The organism is Cellulomonas sp. NEAU-ZC6 (assembly GCF_056844425.1).
Genome location: NZ_JBXFYH010000001.1, coordinates 849,775 through 871,782 on the forward strand (window position 1 = coordinate 849,775; position 22,008 = coordinate 871,782).

A 22,008-nucleotide genomic window follows, 5' to 3' on the forward strand; every position below is an offset into this window, starting at 1 on the left:
CCGGCCGGACGTCCCGCCCACCGCGCGCGGCGGCTCGGTGCAGGACCCCCTGCACGGCGGGACGAGCCCGCCGTGCCCCGTTCGGCAGTCTGTTCCCGGGCCCCGGCGGGGGTCAAGGAGCCCCGTCCGCGCCACGGCCGGCGCACCCGCAGCGGGTGGTGCGCCCGGGCGGATGGCACGCTGGAGCGCGTGACCACCACTGCACCGCCCCGCAAGATCGTGTTCCTCGACGTCGACGGCACCTACGCCGACCGGGGCGTGGTCCCCCCGGGGCACGCCGCCGCGGTGCGGGCCGCCCGTGCCGCCGGGCACCGGGTCCTGCTGTGCACCGGCCGCCCGAAGGCGATGCTGCCCGAGCGGATCCTCGCCGCCGGCTTCGACGGCCTGGTGGCCTCGGCCGGCGGGTACGTCGAGCTGGACGGCGAGGTGCTGGTCGACCAGCGGTTCCCCGCCGACGTCGCCGCCCGCGCGATCGACGTGCTCGACGCCGCGGACGCCGCCTACGTGCTGGAGGCGCCCGGCTCCCTCTACGGGCGGCCGGGGGTCGACCGGCGGCTCACCGCCCTGCTGCGCGGCCACCTGCGGGCCGACGGCACCGACGTCGACCGGCCGCTGGACATCCTGGACCGGTTGCAGATGACCGACGACGTGGCCGGCTGCTCGTTCGCCAAGATCTCGTACTTCGGTGCGCGGGTGCCCTGGTGGGACGTCGCGGCGCAGATCGGCGACCGGGTCGGCGTGCTGCCCAGCTCCGTCGCGGCCCTCGGCGACGGCACCGGCGAGGTGTACCTGCGCGGCGTGCACAAGGCGCACGGCATCACCGCGGTCACCGAGCGCCTCGGGCTGCTGCGGGAGGACGTGATCGCGTTCGGCGACGGGCTCAACGACGTCGAGATGCTCGCGCACGCCGGGACGGGCGTCGCGATCGAGGGCGCGGACCCGCGGGTGCTGGAGGTCGCCGACCGCGTGGCCGCCGGGCCCGAGCAGGAGGGACTCGTCGCGGCGTTCGCCGAGCTCGGGCTGACGGCCTAGGTCACCGGTCCACGTCGAGCCGCAGCCAGCGCGCCATCGCGCGGAGCTGCTCGTCCACCGCCGCGCCGACCTCGTCGTCGAACGGCAGCTCCTCGTGCACGGCGTGCACCCGCAGCAGCCCGGCCCTCCGGTCCGCCTTCGCGTCCAGCCGGCCCACGAAGCGGTCGCCGTGCAGGACCGGCAGCGCGAAGTAGCCGAACCGCCGCTGCGCCGCGGGCTTGAACATCTCGACCACGTAGTCCATGCCGAACAGGTCGAGCAGCCGCGCCCGGTCGTGCACGAGCCGGTCGAACGGCGACAGCAGCGCCGTCCGGCCCGCGAAGCCACCGGCCCGGACCGCCTCGAGCACGCCCGCGTCGACGCGCCACTCGCCGTCCACCCCGTCGACCACCGCCGGCTCCCCCGGCAGGTCGAGGCGCCACGGCTCGCCCGAGGCGACCGTGAGGATCCGCGGCCGGGAGATGCCGAGGGACCGCATCCGGCGCCGGGCGCGCTCCGCCCGGGCCTCGTCGAGCGGCAGCGGGTCGGCGGCCGGGTACACCCGCTCGGCCAGGTCCCACAGCCGCTCCCGCCCCTCGCGCCCGGCGATCGCCACCAGGCCGCGCTCGCTCAGCAGCTCGAGCATGAGCGTCACGTTGCGGTTGCCCGTCCAGCCCGACGACTGCCAGGGCACCGCGGCGGTGTCCGGGACCTCGCGGGACAGCACCGGGCCCTCCGCCCGCAGCAGCGCGAGCACGTCGCGGCGGAACCCCGCGTTGGCCTCCACCCACTGCTGCCCGTGCCCCGCCTCGCCGGAGGGCCACGCCGCCATCTCCGCCAGGAACAGCGGGAGGTCGGCGGTCGCGCGCACCGTCCCCACCAGCTGGTAGAGCAGGCGGTCGGCGATCGCGCCGTCCACCGCGCCGGGCCAGACGGCGTCGCCGAGCCGGGACCAGACCACGTGGTCCACCGCCGGCGCGATCACCGTGGTCGGGTCGACCTGCAGGAGCGTCAGCCGCCGCACCACCTCGACGAGGCCCGCGGGCCGGTCGCCGCCCGCGTCCAGCAGCTGCGCGCGCACGGCGACCTGCCGGGCCTCGGGACGGCTGAGCCGGATCATGCGTCGAACGGTAGCGATCCGAACGCGCGCGCTGCTTCACCCGCTGAACCGCCCAAACCAGGACAAATGCCGCACTAGTGTCGCTCGGGACGACCCCGGCGCCCCGCCGCGGGCGCACCCCGGGAGACGACCGTGCAGATCCGGCTCCTCCGCCTCGCCGACGTGACGAGCACCGACGCCCAGGCGTGGCAGCGCCTGGCGGACGCCGCCCTGCTCCCCAACATGTGCCTGGACCCGCGGTTCCTGGTCCCCGCCCGGCACCGCGGGGCGGAGATGGACGAGATCCGCGTCCTGGTCGTCCAGGAGGGCGGCGAGTGGCTGGGCGCGCTCGCCCTGACGACCAAGCGCGTCGCGCCCCGCGTGCCGGTGCGAGCCCTGACCACCGGCGGCGCGTTCATGACCCGCGCGTGCGACCGGCACCACCCGCTGGTCCGGCGGGAGCGGGCGGCTGAGGCGCTGGACGCGCTGCTGCGCGGGACGACCACCGCGGGGCTGCCCGGCCTGGCGCTGCTGCGCCGGTTCCCCGCCGAGGGGCCGCTGGCCGACGTGCTGGTGGAGGTGACCGACCACCGGCGGATGCTGGTGCACGAGAAGGCCCGCGACGTCGGTGCGTGGGCGCCGCGCGAGGCGTTCGGGGTGCTGGACGTCCCGGTGGCGGCCGACGGCGTGCTGGTCGACCCGCCGCTGTCGACGGACCACCTGCGCGCCGACGACGCGCGCAACGTCCGGCGCGTGTGCCGCGGCCTGGCCCGCGAGCTGGGCGGGCCGCTCGAGCTGCACGACGAGTCGGCCGACCCGGCGGTCGTCGACCGGTTCGTCGCGCTGCAGGCCGCGGGCTGGAAGGGCGATGCTGCCCGCGGGGGTGCGGCGCTCGGCCTGGACCCGGTCGAGGAACGCTGGTTCCGCGAGTCCGTGGCGGCGTTCCGGCACGACGGCGACCTCGCCGTGCTGCGGCTCTCGGCGGGCGGCACGACGGTGTGGACCGGGTACCAGGTGCGGTCGGGCGGCGCGTGGTTCGGGATGCTCGACGCGTACGACGAGCGGTTCCGGCGGTTCAGCCCGGGCTCGGTCGGCCGGCTCGCGACCCTGACGTACCTGCTCGGCACCACGGACGCGCCGTTCGTCGACCCCGGGTTCAGCTCGCACTACGCGGTCGGCACGCGGATCTGGCCCGCCGCACGCCCGCAGGTGGACCTGCTGGTGTCGACCCGCGGGCTCGCCGCGCACACGGTGCTGCGGGCGGCGCCCCTGGCGCGGCGGTTCGGGCTGGTCGGCTGAGCCCCCGGCCGGCGGGTCACGCCGGCGTCAGACCTCGGTGGTCACCGCGGGCTCGGCCTCGGCCGCCCGGCGGTCGCGCCGCAGCCGCCGGACCCGCTGGACGACGAACCACAGCACCAGCACCGCGATCGCCACCAGCACGAGGTTGGACAGCACCCCGCTCCACTGCTCCAGCACCGGCTTGATCGCCGGCCCGAACGCGTACCCGAGCCCGATCCAGAGGCCGTTCCACACCGCGGACCCCACGGTCGTGTAGAGGGTGAACGACCAGAACGGCATCCGCTCGATGCCGGCGGGGATCGAGACGAAGCTCCGCACCAGCGGCACGCAGCGCCCGCCGAGCACGGCCAGCCGCCCCCAGCGCACGAAGAACCGCTCGGCCCGGTCGAAGTCGTCGGCGTCCAGCAGCGGGATCCGGGAGACCAGCCGGCGGGTCCGGTCCCGGCCGAGGGCCGCCCCGATCAGCCACCAGATCCACGCGCCCAGCACCGCGCCGGCCGTCGCCGCGACGATCGCCCACCAGAGGTTCATCCGGCCGTCGTAGGCGAGGAAGCCGGCGCCCGGCAGCACCGCCTCGGACGGGATCGGCGGCACGAACGTCTCGATGAACACGGCCGCTCCCACGCCGACCTCCCCGAGCGACTCCATCAGGCTGAGCACCCAGCCGATGAAGCCGGAGTACTCGGCGGCCGGGGCGGCCACCTCGGTGGTCAGGGCGGTGGCGTCGATGACGGCGCTCATGCGGAGGGGCTCCAGGTGGTCGGGGCGAGCATCCAGCCTGACACGGCGGGAGCCCGCCCGGTCCCGACGTCACAGAACGTGCACAACGTGCACGTGCCGGACGGACCGGCTGGGTGCGGACCCGGCACCTCGCGCGTACGTTCGGGTGGTCGTCCGACGGGGGGTGGTGCGCCGATGCCCGACCCGTCCGCCCGGACGCACCGCGGCCGCCGGCGGCTGCTCGCCGCGGCGCTCGTGGTCGTGGTGCTCGCCGTGGCGGGCGTCGCGATCTGGCTCGCGCGCGGCGACGGCGAGCCGGACGACGGCGCGACGACGGACCCCCTGCGCGCCGAGGTCTGGTCCACGACGGCCGACGGGACCCGCCGCCTGGAGCGGACCGCCGACGTCCCGGCCGCGCCGCCCGCCGGCGACCCGGCGCCGGACGGCATCACGGTGGACCCGGCCGACGTCGGCCAGGAGGTGCGCGGCTTCGGCGCCGCCCTGACGCAGTCGTCGGCCGCGCTGCTGCTGGCGATGCCGGAGGAGGCCCGCCGGGCGCTGCTCACCGAGCTGTTCGACCCGGCGGGTCCGGTGCGGCTGTCGGTGCTGCGGGTCCCGCTGGGCGGTTCGGACTTCGTGGTGGAGCCGGCCACCACCTACGACGACGTCCCGCCCGGGCAGACCGACTGGGACCTCGAGCGGTTCAGCACCGCGGGCGACGAGCCGGTGCGCTCGCTGCTGCGGGAGATCCGCGCGCTGGCCCCGGACCTGGTCGTCGTCGGGTCGCCGTGGAGCCCGCCCGCCTGGCTCAAGACGTCCGGGTCCCTGGAGGGCGGCCGGCTGCTGGACGACGACCGCGCGTTCGCCACGTACGCCGCGTACCTGGTGCGCACGGTGCAGGAGTACGCCGCCGCCGGGGTGCCGGTCGACGCGATGACCGTGCAGAACGAGCCGCAGGCCCGGCACCCCGACGGCTACCCCGGCACCGACATGCCGGTCGCCGACCAGGTCCGGCTGATCGACGCGCTCGGCCCGGCGCTGGCCGACGCCGGGCTGGGCACCAGGATCCTGGCGTTCGACCACAACTGGTCCCTGCACCCGGCCGACGAGGCCGCGACCCCGGCGGGCGCCGACCCCGAGGCCGACTACGCCGCCCAGGTGCTGCGCAGCGACGCGGCACCGTGGGTCGCCGGCGTCGCGTTCCACTGCTACTCCGGCGACGCGAGCGCGCAGGACGCGGTCCGCGCGGAGTTCCCGGGCGTGCCGGTCTGGGTCACCGAGTGCTCCGGGTCGCACGCACCGGGCACGCCGCCGGAGCAGGTGTTCGCGGACACGCTGACCTGGCAGGCGCGGAACCTGCTCGTCGCGTCGCTGCGGCACGGCGCCACGGCGGTGCTGACCTGGAACCTCGCGCTCGACCCCGACGGGGGCCCGCACGTCGGCGGCTGCACGACCTGCACCGGCGTGGTCACCGTCGACGGCGACGAGGTCACGCGGAACGCCGAGCTCGACGTGCTGGCCCACGCGGCCCGGTTCCTGCCGCGGGGCACGGTGCAGGTCGGGTCGACGGGCCCGGCGGACGGCGGCCTGACCCAGGTCGCCTTCCGGACGCCCGCGGGCGCGACGGTGGTCCTCGCGCAGCACGACGGCGACGCGGAACGGACGGTCGACGTCGTGCTCGGGGAGGACCGGTTCCCCGTCACGCTGCCGGCACGGTCGCTGACGACGGTCGTCGTGGACGGCGCCCGGGAGCCGACCCCGCCGTCGGGGGCGCTGCCCGAACCGGTCGGCCTGACGGGCGCCACCGCCACCGGGCCGCCGGAGGCGCCGGACGACCCCTGCTGCACCGGCGACGTCGCCGCGCACGCCGTCGACGGCGACCCGGGCACGCGCTGGTCCTCGGGCCGCGCCCAGCGGCCGGGTGACGCGCTGGTGGTCGACCTCGGTGCACCGGCCCGCGTGCGGTCGCTGGTGCTGGACGCGGGCGGCGGCGACTGGCCGCGCGGGTACGAGGTGCAGGTCAGTGCCGACGGCACGACCTGGTCCGACCCCGTGGCGGCGGGCTCCGGCGCGGGGGCCGTCACCGCCGTCGCGCTGGACGGGAGCCCGGTCCGGTACCTGCGCATCGGCCTCACCGCGGACGCGGACCCCTGGTGGAGCGTCGCGGAGCTGCGCGTGTTCACCTGACGTCACACCGACCGGTCGGAAGGTTTCGAGCACGTCGGGCGTTCGACCCCGACGTGAACCTCTTCTCCCCCGTCGCCCTGGGCGACCTCCAGCTGGCCAACCGCGTCGCCATGGCGCCCCTCACCCGCATGCGTGCCGCCGCCGACGGCGTCCCCGGCGACCTGGTCGCCGAGCACTACGCGCAGCGCGCGAGCACCGGCGTCATCGTCACCGAGGGCACCTTCCTGGACGCCGAGTCGCGGGCCTACCCCGGGCAGCCGGGCATCGCCACCGACGCGCAGGAGGCCGGCTGGGCCCGCGTCGCGGAGGCTGTGCACGCCCGCGGCGGGCGCCTGGTCATGCAGCTGATGCACGGCGGCCGGGTGTCGCACACCGCGATCACGGGCACGGACCGGATCGTCGCACCCAGCGCGCTCGCCATCGCGGGCCAGGTCTACCTGCCCGACGGCACCAAGGCCGACTTCCCGGTGCCGCACGCCCTGACCACCGACGAGGCCGCCGGCGTCGTCGGCACCTTCGTCGCCGCCGCGCGCCGTGCGGTCGACGCGGGCCTGGACGGCGTCGAGGTGCACGGCGCGAACGGCTACCTGCTGCACGAGTTCCTGTCCCCCGCGTCCAACGTGCGCGACGACCGGTTCGGCGGCTCGCCGGAGAACCGCGCGCGCCTGGTGGTCGAGGTCGTGCGCGCGGTCGCGGCCGAGGTCGGCGCGGGCCGCGTCGGCCTGCGCATCTCGCCGATGCACGGCATCCAGGACGCCCTGGAGCCCGACCTCGACGACGTCCGGGCCACCTACGGCACCCTGGTCGACGCGCTGCGCCCGCTCGGCCTGGCGTACCTCAGCGTGCTGCACGCCGAGCCCGCCGGCGCGCTGGTCCAGGAGCTGCGCGCCCGGTTCGGCGGGCCGCTGATGGCCAACTCCGGCTTCGCGGTCCCCACCACCCGGGACGAGGCGACCGCCCTGGTCGCCGACGGGCACGCCGAGGTGGTCGCCGTCGGCCGCGCGGTGCTGGCCAACCCGGACCTGGTCGAGCGCTGGGCCGGCGAGCACCCCGAGAACGAGCCGAACCCGGCGACGTTCTACGCCGCGGGCGCGACCGGGTACACCGACTACCCGTTCCGCGCCGACGCGGTCGCCGCCGGCGCCTGACCCGCGCGCGCCGCGAGGTCGTCGTCGCGCACGACGACCTCGCGGGCACCGGCCGTCGCCTATCCTCGGCCGGTGCCCGCCGACCCGACGCCCCAGCCCGCCGCCGCGGACGACTGGGCCGCGCTGACCGCCTGCTCGCTGTGCTCGGGCGAGACGCTGGACGGGACGGACACGTTCCCCGGCGGTCAGGCCGCCCGGCTGCGCGGGCTGGCGGAGCGGGGCTCGGCCCGGCTCACCTGGGTGGAGTGCCTCGACGCGTGCGAGCGCGGCGACGTCGTGGTGGCCCGGCCGGCCGCCGCACTCCGGCGTGCGGGCGCGCGACCCGTCTGGTTCGAGCGGCTCGCCGGGGACGGACCCACCCGGGACCTCGAGGACTGGCTGCTCCGGGGCGGGCCCGGCGCCGCGCCGGTCCCGGGCGCGCTCGAGGCCCGGACGATCGACCGCGCACCCGCCGCACCGGCCGCACCGACCGCACCGGGACCTGCGTGACGGGTCCCGCCGTGCCCAGGACCCCGGCTACGGCCGGGCCGCACGGGCTGGGACCGCGAGCGCCCCGGCCTTCCGCGCGAGCCGGTGCGACGGCCGTTCGACGAGGCGGAAGAACACCTCCGCGAGCCCGAGCGAGAGCGGCACGGTCAGCAGCAGCACCGCCGGCGAGGTCCACCCGGTCAGGTAGCCGACGGCCACCACGACCGGTTCGTGCACCAGGTAGAGGCTGAACGACCGCGTCCCCAGCCACTGCACGCCCGGCCGGCGCAGCGGCCGGTCGAGGCAGCCGAGCGCCGCGAGGACCAGCAGGCCCGCGCCGGCGACCTGGAGCACCCGGGTCAGGGCGACCACGGCGAGCGGGACGCCGGCGCGCGCACCGCCGAGGTCGAGCAGCCAGTAGCTGCTGCACAGCAGCGCGGCAGCGGTCAGCACCACGGCCCACGTCGCGGGCCGCCACGTCCGCACGCGGGCGGTGACCCGGTCCCGCTCGACCGCCAGCAGGCACCCCAGGCCGAACAGCGGCAGCTGGTAGAGCGCGCCCAGCGCGTACGGCTGGTCGACCGGCCCGAGCAGCGCCCCGGCGTACGCCACGGCCGCGAGCGCCACGAGCTTGCCGGCCAGCAGCCGCCGGAACCGGGTGGCCGCGACCACGAACAGCGGCAGCAGCAGGGAGAACACGACCTCCCACCGCAGGGACCAGAGCGCGGTCATGGTGGAGCCGACCGGACCCGCGAGCAGCACCAGGTCCGCCAGCACCCCGGCCCGCCCGACGTCGCCGTGGAACGTCAACCAGGGGCTCAGGCCGGTCGTGTCCCCGACCGGCACCGCCAGGCGCAGCGCCACCGCCAGCGCGACCGCCGCCCACACCGGCAGGTACAGGCGGAGCAGCCGCTGCGGGTAGTAGGACCCCCACCGGTGCGCGGTGCGGGTGGCCGCGAGCGTCAGGACGAACCCGCTGAGCACGAAGAACACCTGCACGGCGACCTCGCCGTCCCAGAGCAGGTGCAGCGGGGTCGCGCTGACCGCCTGCACCAGGGCGCCGCGCGGCGCCTCCGGGTCCTCGTGCACGCCCATGAGGGCCGGCGTCAGCAGCAGCGAGTGGTGGACCAGGACCACGAGCGCCGCGACGCCGCGCAGTCCGTCGAGCCCGGCGAGGCGACCGGGCTGCCTCGCCGCGGCGTCGTGGCCGCGCACGTCGTCGTGCACGATCTCGGGGACGGGCATCGGCACCTCCGCAGCGGGGCCCGCGGGCGCCGGCCGACGACCAGGGTGCGGGGGCCGGATGCCCCGGGCAACCCTCGTCCGTGGCACCCGCCGCCGCTTTTGTCCTTCTTCGCCCGATCGGCGTAGCGCCGCGGTGTCGCGGCCGTCAGTCCGCCGCCGCTCCCTCGAACCCCGTCATCCGGATCAGCCGGGCCGGCACGCCGCCGACGACCGCGTGCGCCGGGACGTCCTTCGTGACCACCGCCCCGGCCGCGACCACCGCCCCGTCCCCGATCGTCACCCCGGGCACCACGGTGACCGAGGCGCCGAGCCACACCCGGCGGCCGATCACCACGGGCGCCGGCGTCATGTCCGCGCGCCGGCTCGGGTCGAGGGCGTGGTTCAGGGTCGTCAGCGTGCAGCCGTGCCCGATCAACGAGTCCTCCCCGACGGTGATGCCACCCGTGTCCTGGAACCGGCACCCCTGGTTGACGAACACCCCCGCGCCGAGCACGAGGTTCCTGCCGAACTCGGAGTAGAACGGTGGGAACACGGTGACCGACTCCGGCACCGACCTCCCCGTCAGCCGGGACAGCAGCGCCCGGATCTCCGCGGGCTCGTGGTAGCCGGTGTTGAGCTCGGCGACGACGCGCAGCGCGGCCTGGCCCGCGGCGTGCATGAAGGCGTGCTGCGGCGAGCCGCCCTCGATCACCGCGCCGCGGCGCACGTGGTCCAGGAAGTCGTCGAGGTCCACGCGCTGCACCTCACGCCTCCGTAGCGGATCGGACGGCATCCGGCCCTCGTACTCGTCGTCGGTGATCTGCTCGCCCCGCCAGCTGGCCACGTCCGCGCCGTCGTCGGCCTCGAGGATCGCCAGGTGCTCCATGCAACACCCCCGGCGCGGCGGCGTGCCCGTGCTCCTCGCCCTGGGGCGTGTCGAGCGTCTGGCCGGCGCGCACCTCGGTGACGTCCCCCGCGCGGTCACGGAACCGGGCGACGCCGTCGGTGACGTGCAGGTACCGGCCCCGGGCGTGGGAGTGCCACGCGGTGCGGGCGCGGGGCTGGACCCCCTCGACGACCTCGTCCTCGGCACGGGTCACGACAACCGGGGCGCGGTCGCCCGGCATCCGCTGCACGGGCGTCTGGTCGCTGTCGGGCACGGTGGTCCTCCGCGGAGTACGAGGGCCCCGGATCGGCGGAGCCGGGTGCCCGTCCAGTAGACGTCCCGGCACGCGCGACAGCCAGGCCCTGCGAGAACCCCGGACGAGGACGCGGCCGGCCCAGCCGGACGACCCGGCACCACCGCTGCGAGTCCGCGCCGGGCACCCGTAGGCTCGCCGCGAGGCCGCTGACCAGCACCCGGACGGGGAGACGCATGACGACCGAGCACGACGAGCTGTTCCGGGAGTGGCTCGAGGCCATGCACCCGCGCCTCGCACGGTTCGAGGACGTCCTGATGCCCCGCGAGTGGCCGGCCGACCACAGCCGGGAGTCGCTCGCCGCGCTCGAGCAGCACCTGCTCGACCGTTGGCCGGACCGAGCGGCGTTCGCCCAGGAGCAGGACACCGACTTCGTGGACGGCGCCACCCGCTACATCGGCGAGACCTTCCTCCGGGTCGGCGGGGGCGGGTGGTCCGTCGGCCACGACCCGGAGCACCCGTCCTCGGGGCGGCCCCTCGTCCGGCTGGACACGCTGGACCGGACACCGATCTCCCCGCTGAACCTCATGACCGCGGCACTCGCCCGGCGGACCGGGCAGGTGCTCACCACGGTGTGGGACGGGCAGTCGGAGCGGATCACGGAGCGGCGCGCGGGCGAGCCCGCCGGTTGGCAGCCGCGCCGGGAGCCGGTCCCGGGCATCGTCACCGAGGCCCGGCCGGGCTCGCCCGAGCTCGACGGCTGGGTCGGGAGCGTCGCCGGGCGCATCGGCGAGCTGCGCGCACGGGCGGGCGCGTCGACGGCGGAGCGGCTCGACCTGAGCCCCGACTCCCTGGCCGTGCTCGAGGAGCTCGTCCTGGCGGACGGTGACGCGACGATCAAGCCCGCAGCGGTGGCGTACCTCGGCGAGGTCGCGCTGCGGGCGGCGGGCGGTGACTGGGTGTGGCTGCCGGGTCCGCCGGACCGCCTCAACCCGTTCGTCGGACGACCGTTCGTCGAGCGCCGGGACGCCGACGGCGAGTGGCGGCGGATGACGGTGGACTCCTTGATCGACCTGGTGGTCGAGCGGCGGAAGGTCGGCGTGCTCGCCCGCGTCCTGCGGGGTTACGCCGGCTGACCGTGCCCGCCCGGGCGGGCACCGACAGGTCGCCCGCGCCGCCCGCGCCGACGCGTCAGCCGACCTCGAGCCCCACGGCCCGCGAGCACGCGGCGACCTCGTCGTCCGACAGCACCAGGTCCGCCGCGGCGGCGGAGTCGGTGATCGAGGCGGGGCGCCGCGCACCGGGGATGGCGATCAGCGCGTCGCTCAGCGCCAGCTCCCACGCCAGCACGGCCTGCTGCGGGCTGACGCCGTGCCGCTCGCCGGTCTCCGCGAACACGGCGAACCGCTCGCCGACCCGCCGCGCCCCGCCGCCGGTGCCGCCGAGCGGGCTCCACGGCAGGAACGCGATGCCGTGCTGCTCGCAGTACCGGAGCTCGTCGTAGCTGCCGGGGTGCCGCGGGGAGAACTCGTTCTGGACGCTGACCAGGCCGCCCTCGCCGAGCACCTGCTGGGCGATCTGGATCTCCTCGACGCTGGCGTTGGAGATGCCGATCTCGCGGATCTTGCCCTCGCGCTTCAGCGTCGCGAGGTTCTCCATCACCTCGCCGTAGACCAGCCACCGGTCGGGCCGGTGGTACTGGTACAGGTCGATCGCCTCCGCGCCCAGCGCGCGCAGCGACGCCTCCACGGCGGAGCGCAGGTACGCCACGGAGCCGTCGCGGCCCCACTGCTCGCCCTCGCTGCGGGTGATGCCGCCCTTGGTCGTCACCAGCAGGCCGGAGGTGTCCCCGCCCCAGGTGCGGACCGCCTCGCCGACCAGCCGCTCGTTGTGCCCCATCTGGTCCCACGTCGGTGCGTAGATGTCGGCGGTGTCGATCAGCGTGACCCCGGCGTCGAGCGCGGCGTGGATCGTCGCGATCGCGTCGGCCGGGTCGGGGTACACCTTGTCGTTGTTCATCGACAGCGGCATGGCGCCGAGGCCGATCGCGGAGACGGTGTACGGGCCGAGGGTGCGCTGCTGCATGACGGGAGACCTCCGGGAGACGCGGTGCGGGCGCCGCTTCGCTGCGACGGCGGGTCCAGCATCGCGCGGGAACGCCGCGACGGCACCAGGACCACCCCCGGGCGATCTGCACGTGATCCTCACCCGGTCGGCCGGTGCCCGGTCCCGGGTGCCGACTACAATGGTGGGAGCCATGCGCCCCGACCCCGATGGTCGGGAGCTGCGTCCGGGGCCCCGCCCCGACACCTCCGGGTCACCGCGCTCCCCAGCGTGCGGTGGCAGGCGCGTGCGACACCCGCGGCGACACCGCCGCTCGGCACCGCCAGCCCGACGAGAGGACACCTTCGTCCGATGACCCAGGCCACGCTCCCCCCGCGCGACTCCACGACCCCCGCCCCGGCCGAGCCCGAGGTCGACTCGTACGTCATCGCGACCGACGAGGACGACGCACCCGCCGCCGTCATCACCTCCGCCGGCGCCACCGCCGACCCGGTCAAGGACTACCTGCGGGCCATCGGGCGCGTCCCGCTGCTGACCGCCCTCGAGGAGGTCGAGATCGCCCGCCGGATCGAGGCCGGCCAGATGGCGACGCACCTGCTGGAGACCGGCGCCGAGCACAAGGAGGCGACCCGCCGCGAGCTGCAGCTGATCGCCGCGGACGGCGAGCGCGCCAAGCACCACCTGATCGAGGCGAACCTGCGCCTGGTCGTGTCCATCGCCAAGAAGTACACCGGCCGCGGGATGCTGTTCCTGGACCTGATCCAGGAGGGCAACTCCGGGCTGATCCGCGCGGTCGAGAAGTTCGACTACGCGAAGGGCTTCAAGTTCTCCACGTACGCGACGTGGTGGATCCGGCAGGCGATCACCCGCGGCATGGCCGACCAGGCCCGCACCATCCGCATCCCGGTGCACATGGTCGAGGTCATCAACAAGGTCGCCCGGCTGCACCGCGAGCTGTACCAGAAGGAGGGCCGCGAGCCCACGCCGGAGGAGCTCGGCGCCGTCCTGGACATGACGCCGGAGAAGGTCGTCGAGGTCCAGGCCTACAGCCGCGAGCCCATCGCCCTGGAGACGCCGCTCGGCGCCGAGGGCGACAGCAGCTTCGGCGACCTGCTCGAGGACGGGGACGCCGTCGAGCCGATCGAGGCCGTGACGTTCAGCCTCATGCAGGAGCAGATCAAGGCGGTCCTCGACGGGCTGTCCGAGCGCGAGGGCGGCGTCATCACGATGCGGTTCGGCCTGACCAACGGCCAGCCGGCGACGCTCGACGAGATCGGCCGCGTGTACGGGGTCACCCGCGAGCGGATCCGGCAGATCGAGGCCAAGACGATGTCGAAGCTGCGGCACCCGTCCCGCGCCCAGGTGCTGCGCGACTACCTCGGCTGACACCCGGGCCGGCGGCCGGTGCCGCGCCCCGGTCCGTCAGGGCCGGAGGCGGTCCTCGGCCCGCTGCCAGGACCGGTCGGACCCCGCCGGGTGGTACCGGACGAGCGTCGCGGACGCGCGCACGACCTCGCGCACCGCGGTCAGTCCCCCGGACAGCTCCCCGAGGGCGAGCGCCTGGGTCAGCAGGTTGCCGATCGCCGTGGCCTCGACCGGGCCGGCGACGACGGGCAGGCCGGTGGCGTCGGCCGTGAGCCGGCACAGCAGCGCGTTGCGCGCGCCACCCCCGACGACGTGCACCACCTCGACCGGGCGCCCGGACAGCTCGACCGCCTGGCGCACGGCCCGGCGGTAGGCCAGCGCGAGGGAGTCGAGGACGCACCGGGTGACCGCGACCGGCCCCTCGGGCACCGGCTGGCCGGTCCGGCGCGCCGCGTCGGCGATCCGCGCGGGCATGTCCTCCGGCGGGGCGAAGGCCGGGTCGTCGACGTCCACCACCGTGCGCAGCGCCGGCGCCTCGGCCGCGGCCGCGAGAAGCGCGTCGAGGTCGGCCTCGTCGCCCCGCTCCCGCCAGGTGCGCAGGCACTCCTGCAGCAGCCACAGCCCGGCCACGTTCCGCAGGTACCGGACGGTGCCCGCGACGCCGAGCTCGTTGGTGAAGTTCGCGGCCCGGCTCGCCTCGCCGAGCACGGGTGCGTCCAGCTCGACGCCGACCAGCGACCACGTGCCGGACGAGATGTACGCGGCGGCGCCCGACATCGGGACGGCGGCGACGGCGGAGGCCGTGTCGTGCGAGCCGACCGTCACCACCTGCGCGCCCGTCAGGCCGAGGTCGCCGGCGATGCCGGGGAGCACCGGGCCCAGCACCGACGCCGGCGGGACGACGGGCGGCAGCAGCGCCCGGGCGTCGCAGCCCGACGCGGCGCGCAGCGCGGTCAGGACCGCCGGGCTCCAGTCCCCGGCGACGACGTCGAGCAGCCCGGTGGTGGAGGCGTTGGTCAGCTCCGTGGCCTGCACGCCCGACAGCCAGTGCGCCAGCAGGTCGGGCACCAGCAGCAGCCGCTCGGCCTGCCGCTGCTGGGCCTCGGCCGCACCCGCCGCCAGCTGGTAGACGGTGTTGAACGGCTGCACCTGGGTGCCGGTGACCGCGTAGTGCTCCGTCGGCGGCAGGTGCGCCGCGAGCCGGGCGGGCCACCCGTCGGTCCGGGCGTCGCGGTAGTGCACCGGGTTGCCGAGCAGCGCGCCGTCGCCGTCGAGCAGCCCGTGGTCCACCGCCCAGGAGTCGACGGCCACGCTCGCGACGCCGCCGGGCAGCGCCCCCGCGGCCCGGAGCCCGTCGGTGACCCCGGCCCAGAGGGACAGCACGTCCCAGTGCAGCCGGGCGGCACCACCCGGTCGCGGCACGGCGACCGGTCGGTTCGGGAACCGGGACAGCTCGGAGGTGACGAGGCGACCGCCCTCGAGGTGCCCGGCGAGCACGCGGCCGCTGGACGCCCCGAGGTCGACGGCGACGTGTACGCGCATCGGCTCAGGCGCCCCAGCCCGCCTGGGCGCCGCCGACCCGGTCGGCCGCGATGCGCTCGCCGTAGCCCGAGGCGCGGTACGCCGCCACCGGGTCGCGCGGCAGCCCGCGGGTCTCGCGCCAGTCGGCCAGGTCCGGCCGCACGTCCGTGTAGAACGCGTCCATGTAGATCGCGTTGGCGGTCAGCACGTCACCGGCGTCCTGCGCGGCGCGCAGCGCGGCCTGGTCGATCAGCAGCGCTCGCGCGGTCATCTCCTGGACGTTGAGCACCGAGCGGATCTGCCCGGGGATCTTGTCCTCGATGTTGTGGCACTGGTCGAGCATGAAGGCGACGTCGCTGCCCTCCTCCAGCCCGCCGCCGCGCACGACCTCGGCGATGATCCGGAACAGCTGGAACGGGTCCGCCGCCCCGACGATCAGGTCGTCGTCGGCGTAGAACCGCGAGTTGAAGTCGAACGACCCCAGCCGGCCCAGCCGCAGCAGCTGGGCGACGATGAACTCGATGTTGGTGCTCGGCGCGTGGTGGCCGGTGTCCAGGCAGACCATCGCCCGCTCCCCCAGCGCCGTCACGTGCGCGTACGACGTGCCCCAGTCCGGGACGTCCATCGTGTAGAAGTACGGCTCGAAGATCTTGTACTCCAGCACCAGCCGCTGGTGGTCCGCGAGCCGCGCGTAGATCTGCTGCAGGGAGTCCGCCAGGCGGTCCTGCCGGCCGCGGATGTCACCCTGGCCCGGGTAGTTCGTGCCGTCGGGCAGCCAGATCTTCAGGTCCTGCGACCCCGTGGCGTGCATGACGTCGATGCACGCGTAGTGGTGGTCGACCGCCTTCTGCCGGATCCGCGGGTCCGTGTGCGTCAGCGAGCCGAGCTTGTAGTCGTCGTCCTGGAACGTGTTCGAGTTGATCGTGCCCAGCCGCACCCCGAGGCCCTCGGCGTACCGGCCCAGCTCCGCGAAGTCGTCGACCTGGTCCCACGGGATGTGCAGCGCGACGCTCGGGGCCAGCCCGGTCAGCGCGTGCACCTGCGCGGCGTCGGCCAGCTTCTCCTGCACGGTGCGGGGGGTGCCGGGCGTGGTGAACACCTTGAACCGGGTGCCGGCGTTGCCGAACGCCCACGACGGCAGCTCGATCGCCTGGCGGGACAGCAGGTCGAGCGCGGCCTGGTCGATGGTCATGAGCATCCTCCCTTGGATGACCGGAGGCTGAATCGTTTCAGACGCGTGCGGCTCGGTCAAGCACGCACCGCGGCGGGGCGCCGGGCCGTGGCGGCGCCGCCCCGCTGAATCGATCTGCCGAGGCCCGCCCGCGCCGAGATGGCACTGCGCGCCTGCGGGCGGCCGCCGCCGCGCAGGCGCGCAGTGCCATCTCGGCGAGCGGGAACGCGGCGAAGCGTGCGCGGGCAGGTCGGCGCGGCGGGCGGGGCGGCGCGGCGGGCGTGGTCGGCGTGGCGGGCGGGGGCGGCGCGGCGGGCGGGGGCGGCGCGGCGGGCGGGGGCGGCGCGGCGGGCGGGGGCGGGCGCCGTCAGGCGGGGACGCTGGTGGAGCGGACGACCAGCTCGGGCTGGAACACCACGTGGTCGCGGACGCGGCCGCCGTCGGCGTCACGCGTCAGCAGCATGTCCGCCGCGCGCCAGCCCACGTCGTGCGCGGGCTGACGCACGGAGGTGAGCGGGGTGGCGAGCTCGGCGGCGACCTCGATGTCGTCGTACCCGACCAGGGCGATCCGGCCGAGCAGCTCCGGCCGGCGGCGGCGGATCTCCCGCTGCACGCCGATGGCGGCGAGGTCGTTCACGCAGAACACGGCGTGCGGCACGGGGTCCTCGTCCAGCAGCGGCGCGAACGCGGCCGCCGCGCCCCCGGCGTCCAGGCTCGGGATCCGGACCTCGCGGACGACGGCGTCCGGGTCGAGCCCGCGGCGCTCGACGGCGCGCTGCAGCCCCGCGAGCCGGTCGCGGCACTGCCGGATGGTGTGGGGGCCGTTGAGCATGAGGATCCGCCGGTGCCCGAGGTCCAGCAGGTGCTCGCCGGCCAGCCGCCCGCCGGCGACGTCGTCGACCGAGACGGAGGCCAGGGAGTCGGTCGGCGAGGCCAGGTCGAGCATCACCGTGTGGATGCCGCGCGCGGCCAGCGCGAGCAGCGGGTCGATGTCGCCGGTCGGCACCACCAGCAGGCCGGACACCCCGTGCTCCTCGAACAGCCGCAGGTAGCGCGCCTCGCGCTCGGGGTCGTCGTCGGAGCTGGCCAGCATCAGGGTGTGGTCCGCCGGGGTCAGCCGGTCCTCGATCCCCCGCGCCACCTCGGTGAAGAACGGGTTGCGGATGTCCAGCACGATGGCGCCCACGGTGGTGATCGTGCCGGCGCGCAGCTGCCGGGCCGAGGCGTTCGGCACGAACGACAGCCGCTCGATCGCCTCGAGCACGCGCTCGCGGGTGGCCGGCGCGACGCGCTCGGGACGATTCAGCACGTTGGAGACGGTGCCGACGGACACGCCGGCCAGGCGGGCGACGTCCCCGATCGAGCTGCGGCGGGCGGCGGAGGTCGACACGGGTGCTCCTCCGCGTTCGGGGCGTAGCCAGGCGGCGCGCGGGCTGCGACCGTCCCGCGGCAGCATAGCCGCGCGCGGGTCGACCGGCCCCGGACCCGCGCGGCACCGCCTTGACGCCGGACCGGCGCCCTGGCTACGTTGTGAATCGATTCAGCACCTCGACTGCTTGGAGACGACGATGTCGCAGCCCGCCGCCGACCTGATCGCGCGCTCGAACCGGCTCGGCGCCGACCCCCGGACGACCAACTACGCGGGCGGCAACACCTCGGCGAAGGGCACGGCGACCGACCCGGTGACCGGCACCGACGTCGAGCTGCTCTGGGTCAAGGGGTCCGGCGGCGACCTCGGCACGCTCACCGAGCAGGGCCTCGCGGTGCTCCGGCTGGACCGGGTCCGGGCGCTGGTCGACGTGTACCCCGGTGTCGACCGCGAGGACGAGATGGTGGCCGCGTTCGACTACTGCCTGCACGGCCGCGGCGGTGCGGCCCCGTCGATCGACACGGCGATGCACGGCCTGGTCGACGCCGCGCACGTGGACCACCTGCACCCGGACGCCGGGATCGCGCTGGCGACGTCGGCGGACGGCGAGGCGCTGACCGCGGAGATCTTCGGCGACGCGGTGGTCTGGGTGCCGTGGCGCCGGCCCGGGTTCCAGCTCGGTCTCGACGTCGCGGCGATCCAGCGGGCCCACCCGCAGGCGATCGGCTGCATCCTGGGCGGGCACGGCATCACCGCGTGGGGCGCGACCTCCGCCGAGGCCGAGGAGCGCTCGCTGCACATCATCCGCACGGCCGAGCAGTTCATCGAGGAGCGCACGGCCCGCCTCGGCCGGCACCCCTTCGGGCACACCCGGCCCGGCTTCACGGCGCTGCCGGACGCCGAGCGCCGCGCCCGCGCCGCCGCCCTGGCGCCCGTGATCCGCGGGCTCGCGTCGACCGACCGGCCGCAGGTGGGGCACTGGACCGACTCCGAGGTCGTGCTCGACTTCACCTCGCGCGAGGAGCTGGCCCGGCTGGCGGCGCTCGGCACGTCGTGCCCGGACCACTTCCTGCGGACCAAGGTCGCCCCGCTGGTGCTGGACCTGCCCGCCGACGCCCCGCTCGACGACGCCGTGGCGCGCCTGCGCGCGCTGCACGCCGCGTACCGCGAGGACTACCGCGCGTACTACGAGCGGCACGCGACGCCGGACTCCCCCGCGATGCGCGGCGCGGACCCCGCGATCGTCCTGGTGCCGGGCGTCGGGATGTTCTCGTTCGGCAAGGACAAGCAGACCGCCCGGGTCGCCGGCGAGTTCTACGTCAACGCCATCAACGTGATGCGCGGCGCCGAGGCGATCAGCAGCTACGCGCCGATCGAGGAGTCGGAGAAGTTCCGCATCGAGTACTGGGCGCTCGAGGAGGCCAAGCTCGCGCGGATGCCCGAGCCGAAGCCTCTCGCGACCCGGGTGGCGCTGGTCACCGGCGCGGGCTCCGGCATCGGGAGGGCGATCGCCGAGCGGCTGGCCGCCGAGGGGGCGTGCGTCGTGGTCGCGGACGTGAACCTGGAGGGCGCGCAGCAGGTCGCGGCGTCCCTCGGCGGGCCGGACGTCGCGGTCGCCGTGCACGCCGACGTGACCGACGAGGACGCCGTCGCGCGCCTGGTGCAGGAGTCGGTGCTGGCGTTCGGCGGGGTGGACCTGGTGGTGAACAACGCGGGGCTGTCCATCTCCAAGCCGCTGCTGGAGACCACCGCGCGCGACTGGGACCTGCAGCACGACGTCATGGCCCGCGGGTCGTTCCTGGTCTCCCGCGAGGCGGCGCGGGCGATGATCGCCCAGGGCATGGGCGGCGACATCGTCTACATCGCCTCCAAGAACTCGCTGTTCGCCGGCCCCAACAACGTCGCGTACTCGGCCACCAAGGCCGACCAGGCGCACCAGGTGCGGCTGCTCGCGGCCGAGCTGGGCGAGCACGGCATCCGGGTCAACGGGGTCAACCCCGACGGCGTCGTGCGCGGGTCCGGCATCTTCGCCGGCGGCTGGGGTGCCCAGCGCGCGGCCACCTACGGCGTGCCGGAGTCCGAGCTCGGCGCCTACTACGCGCAGCGCACCCTGCTGAAGCGCGAGGTGCTGCCCGAGCACGTGGCGGCCGCGGTCGTCGCCCTCACCGGCCCCGACCTGGTGCAGACGACCGGACTGCACGTGCCCGTCGACTCCGGCGTCGCCGCCGCGTTCCTGCGCTGACCCGCCGGAGCGAGAGAGGATCGTCCGATGACCCAGCGCCAGATCCCGAGGTGGTCCGAGCTCAAGCCGCTGCTGCGCGCCAAGCCGCTCCGGCTGGACCCCACCGAGCGCCGCCTCGCCGACGCCCTGACCATCGGCGACCTGCGGAAGGTAGCCCGCCGCCGCACGCCGCGGTCGGTGTTCGACTACACCGACGGCGCCGCGGAGGCGGAGATCAGCCTGCGCCGCGCCCGGTCGCTGTTCCGCAACGTGGAGTTCCAGCCGTCGATCCTGCAGGACGTGTCCGCGATCGACACCACGACCGACATGCTCGGCAAGCCCGCGGCCGTGCCGTTCTCGTTCGCCCCGACCGGGTTCACGCGGATGATGCACCACGAGGGCGAGCGCGCCGTGGTGCGGGTCGCCGAGCGCCGCGGCATCCCCTACGCGCTGTCGACGATGGGCACGACGTCCATCGAGGACGTCGCCGCCGAGGCGCCGGACGCCCGCAAGTGGTTCCAGCTGTACGTGTGGAAGGACCGGTCCGCGGGCGAGGACCTGATGGCCCGCGCCCGGGCCGCCGGCTTCGAGGCGCTGCAGCTGACGGTCGACGTGCCGGTGGCGGGCGCGCGGCTACGGGACACGCGCAACGGGTTCTCCATCCCGCCGGCGCTGTCGGTCAAGACGGTGCTCGACGCCGGCACCCACCCCGCCTGGTGGATCAACCTGCTGACCACCGCTCCGCTGACGTTCGCCTCGCTGCAGACCTGGGACGGCACCGTCGCCGAGCTGCTGGACAAGCTGTTCGACCCGACGATGACCATCGCGGACCTGGAGTGGCTGCGCGCCTCGTGGGACGGGCCGCTGATCATCAAGGGCATCCAGACCGTCGAGGACGCGCGCCGCGTGGTCGACGCCGGCGCCGACGCGGTCGTGCTGTCCAACCACGGCGGCCGCCAGCTGGACCGCGCGCCCGTGCCGCTGCGGCTGCTCCCGGACGTGGCGGAGGCCGTCGGCGACCGGGCCGAGGTCTGGGTCGACACCGGCATCCTGTCCGGCGCCGACGTCGTGGCGGCGCTGGCGCTCGGTGCGGACGCCACCATGGTCGGGCGCGCGTACCTGTACGGGCTCATGGCCGGCGGCGAGCGCGGGGTCGACCGCGCCGCGGAGATCCTCACCCGCGAGGTGCGCCGCACGATGGCCCTGCTCGGCGTCCGGACCGTGGCGGAGCTCGGCCCGCAGCACGTCCGGCTGCCGTAGCCCCGCGGGGCCGGCGCGTCGCCCCCCGGTTCTCGCGTCGCCCCCCGATATCGCGGTGGGCGGAGCGAGAACCGGTGGGCGTCGCGGGCACGCGCGTCCGACCTGCGGGGGATGCCGGGTCCACCTCGTACCGCGTGCGGCGTAGCGGAAGATGCGCTCACCGGCGGATCCGCATCCCGGGCGCGCGGGGCAGGCTGGACGCGTCGCCGCCGCCCGGGCCGCGACCCAGGACGAGGAGACGCCGTGCCCGCACCCCTGAAGATCGTGTCCACGCTCGCACTCGCCGGGGCGCTGGTCGCCGGCGTCCGCAGCTACCTCCGCCACCGGGCGACCGCGTGACCGCGGCCCTGGCGCTGCCCGCGCACCCCGCGGTGCGCGAGCCCTGGTACGCCGCGGTGGACCTGGTCGCGGACGACACCGCCCCGGTGCTCGCCCGCGACTGGGTCGACGCGTGCGCGACCGCGGCCGGCGTCGCCCCGCAGCACCGGCCCGCCGTGCGCCGGGTGGCGACGGAGCTCGCTCGCGAGGCCGCGCTGCGCGCCGGGACCGGTGACCTGGTGCGCGTCGAGATCGACGTCGTCGGACCGGTCGTCCGGCTGTCCGCCCGCGGGCCTGCCGGCACGCAGCGGCTGGGCTCGCGCGCGGTGGAGGCGCTGCGCGCGGCGGTCGAGTGGGGCGTCCAGCGGGCCCCGGGGAGCACGCGCGTCGTCTGGTGCCACGTCGAGGTCGCCTGAGACCGCGA

18 protein-coding genes are annotated in these 22,008 nt (G+C 75.8%); 10 read left to right on the forward strand and 8 right to left on the reverse strand.

Annotation, left to right across the window (positions count from 1 at the left end):
- Positions 1 to 189: 189 nt before the first annotated feature.
- Complete coding sequence (locus AC1050_RS03945; protein WP_482386071.1) at positions 190 to 1,032, forward strand: HAD hydrolase family protein; 843 nt, start codon at positions 190 to 192, stop codon at positions 1,030 to 1,032.
- Between the two features lies 1 nt (position 1,033).
- Here the strand turns inward: AC1050_RS03945 and AC1050_RS03950 are convergent, their stop codons facing one another.
- On the reverse strand, positions 1,034 to 2,131 hold the full coding sequence (locus AC1050_RS03950; RefSeq protein ID WP_482386072.1) for a DNA glycosylase AlkZ-like family protein: 1,098 nt from the start codon (positions 2,129 to 2,131) through the stop codon (positions 1,034 to 1,036).
- A gap of 132 nt (positions 2,132 to 2,263) precedes the next feature.
- Between AC1050_RS03950 and AC1050_RS03955 the strand changes: the two genes are divergently transcribed.
- Positions 2,264 to 3,409: a GNAT family N-acetyltransferase gene (locus AC1050_RS03955; RefSeq protein WP_482386073.1), complete on the forward strand. Its 1,146-nt coding sequence runs from the start codon at positions 2,264 to 2,266 to the stop codon at positions 3,407 to 3,409.
- Between the two features lie 27 nt (positions 3,410 to 3,436).
- On the opposite strand, the gene AC1050_RS03960 is transcribed toward AC1050_RS03955, so the two are convergent.
- A complete protein-coding gene (locus tag AC1050_RS03960; protein WP_482386074.1) occupies positions 3,437 to 4,150 on the reverse strand; it encodes a DedA family protein in 714 nt (237 codons plus the stop codon).
- Positions 4,151 to 4,324: 174 nt separating this feature from the next.
- Here AC1050_RS03960 and AC1050_RS03965 point away from each other — a divergent pair, with 174 nt between their 5' ends.
- The 3 genes from AC1050_RS03965 (at position 4,325) to AC1050_RS03975 (ending at position 7,953) form a co-directional block, all read left to right on the forward strand.
- Positions 4,325 to 6,316 (forward strand): discoidin domain-containing protein, encoded by a 1,992-nt coding sequence (locus tag AC1050_RS03965; protein ID WP_482386075.1) that lies wholly within the window; start codon positions 4,325 to 4,327, stop codon positions 6,314 to 6,316.
- A gap of 53 nt (positions 6,317 to 6,369) precedes the next feature.
- Positions 6,370 to 7,464 carry an alkene reductase gene (locus AC1050_RS03970; protein ID WP_482386076.1) on the forward strand — a complete coding sequence of 365 codons (1,095 nt, stop codon included), beginning with the start codon at positions 6,370 to 6,372 and terminating at the stop codon, positions 7,462 to 7,464.
- Between the two features lie 72 nt (positions 7,465 to 7,536).
- Positions 7,537 to 7,953, forward strand: a complete 417-nt coding sequence (locus AC1050_RS03975; RefSeq protein ID WP_482386077.1) for a hypothetical protein — start codon at positions 7,537 to 7,539, stop codon at positions 7,951 to 7,953.
- Between the two features lie 27 nt (positions 7,954 to 7,980).
- On the opposite strand, the gene AC1050_RS03980 is transcribed toward AC1050_RS03975, so the two are convergent.
- Positions 7,981 to 9,177 carry an acyltransferase family protein gene (locus AC1050_RS03980; RefSeq protein ID WP_482386078.1) on the reverse strand — a complete coding sequence of 399 codons (1,197 nt, stop codon included), beginning with the start codon at positions 9,175 to 9,177 and terminating at the stop codon, positions 7,981 to 7,983.
- Positions 9,178 to 9,322: 145 nt separating this feature from the next.
- The gene (locus AC1050_RS03985) at positions 9,323 to 9,910 is read right to left on the reverse strand and encodes a DapH/DapD/GlmU-related protein (protein WP_482387237.1); all 588 of its coding nucleotides are present in this window, start codon (positions 9,908 to 9,910) and stop codon (positions 9,323 to 9,325) included.
- A 621-nt stretch (positions 9,911 to 10,531) separates the two neighbouring features.
- Here AC1050_RS03985 and AC1050_RS03990 point away from each other — a divergent pair.
- A complete protein-coding gene (locus tag AC1050_RS03990; RefSeq protein ID WP_482386079.1) occupies positions 10,532 to 11,431 on the forward strand; it encodes a hypothetical protein in 900 nt (299 codons plus the stop codon).
- Positions 11,432 to 11,486: 55 nt separating this feature from the next.
- On the opposite strand, the gene AC1050_RS03995 is transcribed toward AC1050_RS03990, so the two are convergent.
- On the reverse strand, positions 11,487 to 12,380 hold the full coding sequence (locus AC1050_RS03995) for an aldo/keto reductase (RefSeq protein WP_482386080.1): 894 nt from the start codon (positions 12,378 to 12,380) through the stop codon (positions 11,487 to 11,489).
- Positions 12,381 to 12,404: 24 nt separating this feature from the next.
- On the opposite strand from AC1050_RS03995, the gene AC1050_RS04000 reads away from it, so the two are divergent.
- Entirely contained in the window at positions 12,405 to 13,745 is a 1,341-nt protein-coding gene (locus AC1050_RS04000; RefSeq protein ID WP_482386081.1) for an RNA polymerase sigma factor, read from the forward strand.
- 36 nt (positions 13,746 to 13,781) lie between these two features.
- Here the strand turns inward: AC1050_RS04000 and AC1050_RS04005 are convergent, their stop codons facing one another.
- The 3 genes from AC1050_RS04005 to AC1050_RS04015 form a co-directional block, all read right to left on the reverse strand.
- Positions 13,782 to 15,266: a rhamnulokinase gene (locus AC1050_RS04005; RefSeq protein ID WP_482386082.1), complete on the reverse strand. Its 1,485-nt coding sequence runs from the start codon at positions 15,264 to 15,266 to the stop codon at positions 13,782 to 13,784.
- 4 nt (positions 15,267 to 15,270) lie between these two features.
- A complete protein-coding gene (gene rhaI, locus AC1050_RS04010; protein WP_482386083.1) occupies positions 15,271 to 16,437 on the reverse strand; it encodes an L-rhamnose isomerase in 1,167 nt (388 codons plus the stop codon).
- 346 nt (positions 16,438 to 16,783) lie between these two features.
- Positions 16,784 to 17,806 carry a LacI family DNA-binding transcriptional regulator gene (locus AC1050_RS04015; protein ID WP_482386084.1) on the reverse strand — a complete coding sequence of 341 codons (1,023 nt, stop codon included), beginning with the start codon at positions 17,804 to 17,806 and terminating at the stop codon, positions 16,784 to 16,786.
- Positions 17,807 to 17,984: 178 nt separating this feature from the next.
- Here AC1050_RS04015 and AC1050_RS04020 point away from each other — a divergent pair, with 178 nt between their 5' ends.
- The 3 genes from AC1050_RS04020 (at position 17,985) to AC1050_RS04030 (ending at position 22,000) form a co-directional block, all read left to right on the forward strand.
- Entirely contained in the window at positions 17,985 to 20,027 is a 2,043-nt protein-coding gene (locus tag AC1050_RS04020; protein ID WP_482386085.1) for a bifunctional aldolase/short-chain dehydrogenase, read from the forward strand.
- Positions 20,028 to 20,054: 27 nt separating this feature from the next.
- Positions 20,055 to 21,266 carry an alpha-hydroxy acid oxidase gene (locus AC1050_RS04025; RefSeq protein ID WP_482386086.1) on the forward strand — a complete coding sequence of 404 codons (1,212 nt, stop codon included), beginning with the start codon at positions 20,055 to 20,057 and terminating at the stop codon, positions 21,264 to 21,266.
- A gap of 335 nt (positions 21,267 to 21,601) precedes the next feature.
- Positions 21,602 to 22,000: a hypothetical protein gene (locus AC1050_RS04030; protein WP_482386087.1), complete on the forward strand. Its 399-nt coding sequence runs from the start codon at positions 21,602 to 21,604 to the stop codon at positions 21,998 to 22,000.
- Positions 22,001 to 22,008: the final 8 nt, after the last annotated feature.

Bases quoted from the DNA above. Each gene is read 5' to 3' on its own strand.
- AC1050_RS03950 (WP_482386072.1), bottom strand. From the start codon at position 2,131: ATGATCCGGCTCAGCCGTCCCGAGGCCCGGCAGGTCGCCGTGCGCGCG.
- AC1050_RS03960 (WP_482386074.1), bottom strand. From the start codon at position 4,150: ATGAGCGCCGTCATCGACGCCACCGCCCTGACCACCGAGGTGGCCGCC.
- AC1050_RS03965 (WP_482386075.1), top strand. From the start codon at position 4,325: ATGCCCGACCCGTCCGCCCGGACGCACCGCGGCCGCCGGCGGCTGCTC.
- AC1050_RS03980 (WP_482386078.1), bottom strand. From the start codon at position 9,177: ATGCCCGTCCCCGAGATCGTGCACGACGACGTGCGCGGCCACGACGCC.
- AC1050_RS03990 (WP_482386079.1), top strand. From the start codon at position 10,532: ATGACGACCGAGCACGACGAGCTGTTCCGGGAGTGGCTCGAGGCCATG.
- AC1050_RS03995 (WP_482386080.1), bottom strand. From the start codon at position 12,380: ATGCAGCAGCGCACCCTCGGCCCGTACACCGTCTCCGCGATCGGCCTC.
- AC1050_RS04005 (WP_482386082.1), bottom strand. From the start codon at position 15,266: ATGCGCGTACACGTCGCCGTCGACCTCGGGGCGTCCAGCGGCCGCGTG.
- rhaI (WP_482386083.1), bottom strand. From the start codon at position 16,437: ATGACCATCGACCAGGCCGCGCTCGACCTGCTGTCCCGCCAGGCGATC.
- AC1050_RS04020 (WP_482386085.1), top strand. From the start codon at position 17,985: ATGTCGCAGCCCGCCGCCGACCTGATCGCGCGCTCGAACCGGCTCGGC.
- AC1050_RS04025 (WP_482386086.1), top strand. From the start codon at position 20,055: ATGACCCAGCGCCAGATCCCGAGGTGGTCCGAGCTCAAGCCGCTGCTG.